This is a genomic window from Paenibacillus ihuae (genome assembly GCF_001368795.1).
GTDB classification, from domain to species: domain Bacteria; phylum Bacillota; class Bacilli; order Paenibacillales; family Paenibacillaceae; genus Paenibacillus_AQ; species Paenibacillus_AQ ihuae.
Window position 1 is genome coordinate 1,639,544 of sequence record NZ_LN831198.1, and the last position, 4,162, is coordinate 1,643,705.

Below are 4,162 nucleotides of genomic sequence, written 5' to 3' on the forward strand. Positions count from 1 at the left end.
AGATCTGCAGTGACGGCCGCGTTACCGAAGGCCGGTAGATAGGCCGGAGCAGGGCTTTATAATTGGAAGCAGCCCGAAGACTGATCATACTTCTGCTGGAGGTGGTTATGATGAAAAACATATGTGTTGCCCATCGCGGGTTTTCCGGTAAAGCCCCTGAGAACACACTCGCCGCCGTCCGGATGGCACTTGCTCTGCCCTATGTCCGCTGGATGGAAATCGATGTGCAGCTGACCAGGGACGGCGTGCCGGTTGTGATTCATGATTTCACGCTGGACCGGACAACCAACGGCCACGGGAAGGTAAAAAATATGGATTTTGAGCCAATGCGGCGATTGGACGCGGGAGTCTGGAAGAGCCGTGCCTTCCGCGGGGAAAAGGTTCCTTCCCTCGAAGAGGTGCTGGATCTTGCTTCCGGGAGATTGAAGCTGAATATTGAGCTGAGGACGAGCGGCGACATGTATCCGGGTCTGGAGAAGGCGGTCATTGATCTGATCTCCGCCAAAGGCATGCGCGATGAGGTAGTGCTGACCTCCTTCGATGCAGGGGTGCTTCAACGGGTAAAAGAACTGGATGCCCGGTTTCGTACCGGGCTGATCTATGACTCCCGTTCAGGGGATCCTGCACGCAAGGTGAAGGAGCTGGACTGCTCCTTTCTGTCAATCAGCTTTACTAGAATCAACGCGGGGCTGGCGAAGCTGCTGGCTGAACGCGGAGTGAAGACTATGGCCTGGACCGTAGATAAGGCGAAGGAGATGCGCCGCCTGGCTGAGATGCATTCGGATATCATGATCTGTACGAACCGCCCGGATATCTGGGGCGACACTTTTTTGGAAGTCTGACTGCATTCAAATTTGACGGGAAAGCGAGCTGAAGCTTCGATGTGTGCTGATGTAAATAATGTGTACTGTGTTGGACGTAATTATAGATTGCATGCGGAGGAACTGGGGAACAAGGTTCCTGCAGAACCGCTGATTTTTCTGAAGCCCTCCCATGCTGCTGTTCCGCTCGATAAAGCTATCATTCATCTTCCCCAGGACGCCGGGCTGATCCATTATGAGGGAGAACTTGTCTTGCGTATCGCCCGGGATTATGTGCCGGGCATGAGTGTCGATGAGCTGGTGGATGTCATGGCGCTGGGCCTCGATTTCACACTGCGGGATGTGCATAATGACCTGCAGAAGAAGGGGCTGCCCTGGACGCCGGCCAAAGGCTTCAAGAACGCCGCTCCTCTCACCCCTTATATTGCCTTTCCAGAAAAAGAAGAACTTGAGGCTACAGACTTCACAGTCCTCAAGAATGGTGTCGAGGTGCAGCGGGGGAATGTGAAGGATATGATCTTTTCACTGCAAAAAATCGTCGAATTCATAGCTGCGCGGTATGGGCTTGGTAAAGATGATGTGATTTTTACCGGAACCCCGGCAGGGGTGGGGCCGGTCGTTTCAGGAGACTCTTTCGAGCTGTTCTGGGGCGACAAGCTTTTAGGCACCTGCCTCGTCGGTTAACGGGAGCTGAATGATATGCTGTGGATATTAGGTGCCTGTGGCGCCTTGCTGGTTGCCGGAGCAGCTTACCGGAAGCGTTCGCTGAGCTTCTCCGGCATGATCGCGGCTTTTGTAATGGGTACGGTTTATTTTGGAGCAGGCAATGCTTTCTGGTTCGGGATCCTTCTGCTTTTTTTTATTTCCTCAAGTCTGCTCTCGAAGCTCCATCACGAGAACAAAGCAGAGCTTGAGCTGACGTATGATAAGACCGGAACGCGTGATGCGGGGCAGGTCTTCGCGAACGGCGGAATGGGCATGATGCTCGTCTTGCTGAACGCGGTTTATCCGCTGGAACTTTGGGGATTTCTTTTCATTGGCGTAATGGCGACCGTAACCTCAGATACATGGGCCACGGAAATCGGCACCCTGGCGAAGAAGCCGCCCCGTTCTGTGCTGACAGGCAAAGTGCTGCCGGCGGGGAACCTCGGGCGGCGTATCGCTGCCGGGCACACTTGCCGCTGCAGCGGGCGGAGCGCTGATCGGCGCTGCCTCCTGGCTGCTTCGGGCGGTTTCCGGAATGGAAGACCATTCCTTCCTGCTGCTGACGCTGGCCGGCCTTATCGGCGGACTCGCCGGCGCATTCGCCGACTCTATCCTTGGTGCTACGGTGCAGCGGATGAACCGCTGCACTGTATGCGGCCGCGAGGTGGAGGCTTCTCGGCACTGCGGCCAGCCTACGGTATTCGCTAGAGGCTGGCGCTGGATGGACAATGATGCCGTCAATGCGGTCAGTTCCATCATTGGCGGAGCAGCCGCCCTGCTGGTTAGCTTGCTGTAAGCAGGCGGCAGAGCAAATCAATCACATAATTGAACTTTAAATACACATTTAGGGAAAAGTGGCGGTGGGGAATTTTGGAACTGTAGGAGCGGTAGCGTCCGCCTGAAAGCTTTCCGTAGGAAAGGTCGCTTCGGAAGCATAAGCAGTCATCAGATTTCTACCGCTAATAGCGGTTCTAATCAAGAAATCTGATGACAACAGCGGCCGAAAGTCCAAACATTCTCTGTAGTCACGACCAATCCCAAAAAATAAGAATTACAAGTTCAATATATAGTCATTAATTGGAGGTGAACCGTTTGGGCGGCACAGTAAGTCACAAGCATACAGCCATTTTGGATGCCGCGTATGAACTTTTTGGTTCGGAAGGCTTCTACGAGACGAAGATGTCGGAAGTGGCAGAACGTGCGGGAATTGCCAAGGGCACGGTCTATTTATATTTCAAAAGCAAGGAAGAGCTGTTCATGGCTGTCACACGCCGTGACTGTGAGGACTTCCTCCAGCGGCTTGAAAACCTGCTGCAGGCTTGCAGCACCCTCGCGGATAAGCTGTCGGCCATTGCCGGACATCACCTGCTGTACTATTATGAGCGTAAGCAGCATACTAAACTGTTCTTCCGGGCCCCGAATAACAATCCGGAGCTGATGGCCTACATGACCCGCTTCATGGAAGAATACATGCAGTCTGTAATGAAGGTTATGCAGGAGAGCGGTGCAGCCGATCCGGAGCTGCTGGCAGAGTCTTATATCGGTATGCTGGACAGGCTGAAGATGGATATTATGCTGCGTCCCGGTTGTTCGGAGGCGGATGCGCATAAGCGGGCAGAATTTGCTGCAGGACTCTTTATCCATGGCGCATTAGGCAGCCAGAATGTGCCGGCGGTACATACACTGCATGAAGATCATCAAGATGAAGCGTAACCCGCTATTAAAATATAAGGCAAGCGAGGACAAAGCATGAATATTATGACTGTGGAGCATCTATCCAAAAGCTACGGAGAGAAAACACTGTTCCAGGATGCATCGTTCGGGATGGATGACCGGGATAAGATCGGCGTTATCGGTGTGAATGGAACAGGGAAATCTACCTTTCTGAAAATTATCGCAGGTCTGGATACTGCCGATGAAGGACAAATTGCCATAGGCAACGATGTGCGGGTGCAGTACCTGGCGCAGAATCCGCCGTACGAGCCGGGCAATACCGTACTGCAGCAGGTATTTGCAGGGGATGATCCGGACCTTCGAACGATGCGTGAATATATGGAGATCCTGGCTGAGCTGGACAAGAACCCGGGCAATGCAGAACTTGAAGGTGCAATGGTCCGGATCGGGCATAAGATTGACGCGGCCGGCATCTGGCATCTGGAGAGCGAAGCCAAAACGGTGCTGACCAAGCTCGGCATCACCCGATTTGACGCACAAATGGGAACACTATCAGGCGGTCAGCGCAAGCGTGTAGCGCTTGCGGCTGCACTTATTACGCCTTCTGAGCTGCTGATTCTGGATGAGCCTACCAACCATATTGATACCGATTCGGTGGCCTGGCTGGAACAATATTTGCAGAAACGGCGCGGCGCGCTGCTGATGGTTACGCATGACCGCTACTTCCTGGAGCGGGTAGCCAGCGTGATGCTGGAGCTGGACGGCGGGCGCCTTTACCGGTACGAAGCAAACTATTCTCGGTTCCTGGAACTGAAAGCCGACCGCGAGGAGCGTGAGGCCTCGGCGGAGCAGAAGCGCAAAAACCTGCTGCGCACCGAGCTGGCGTGGATTCGGCGCGGAGCCAAGGCCCGTTCGACCAAGCAGAAGGCCAGAATCGACCGCTTCGAGAAGCTCAAGGAAAG

The 4,162-nt window shown here is 54.1% G+C and carries 4 protein-coding genes and 1 pseudogene; all 5 read left to right on the forward strand.

All coding sequences use genetic code 11. The annotated features are described in order from the left end of the window. Positions 1-110: 110 nt before the first annotated feature. Positions 111-842: a glycerophosphodiester phosphodiesterase gene (locus AQR02_RS07240; RefSeq protein WP_054942021.1), complete on the forward strand. Its 732-nt coding sequence runs from the start codon at positions 111-113 to the stop codon at positions 840-842. 39 nt (positions 843-881) lie between these two features. After that, entirely contained in the window at positions 882-1,505 is a 624-nt protein-coding gene (locus AQR02_RS07245) for a fumarylacetoacetate hydrolase family protein (RefSeq protein ID WP_054940009.1), read from the forward strand. Positions 1,506-1,520: 15 nt separating this feature from the next. Further along, a pseudogene (locus AQR02_RS07250) lies at positions 1,521-2,322 on the forward strand (DUF92 domain-containing protein). Between the two features lie 296 nt (positions 2,323-2,618). Then, positions 2,619-3,239, forward strand: a complete 621-nt coding sequence (locus tag AQR02_RS07255) for a TetR/AcrR family transcriptional regulator (protein WP_054940010.1) — start codon at positions 2,619-2,621, stop codon at positions 3,237-3,239. Positions 3,240-3,275: 36 nt separating this feature from the next. Beyond that, the coding region (locus tag AQR02_RS07260) for an ABC-F family ATP-binding cassette domain-containing protein (protein WP_148449137.1) at positions 3,276-4,162 on the forward strand (887 nt) is incomplete at its 3' end.

Excerpts from the sequence above, each read along its gene's own strand:
- AQR02_RS07240 (WP_054942021.1), top strand. The coding sequence starts at position 111 with ATGAAAAACATATGTGTTGCCCATCGCGGGTTTTCCGGTAAAGCCCCT.
- AQR02_RS07245 (WP_054940009.1), top strand. The coding sequence starts at position 882 with ATGTGTGCTGATGTAAATAATGTGTACTGTGTTGGACGTAATTATAGA.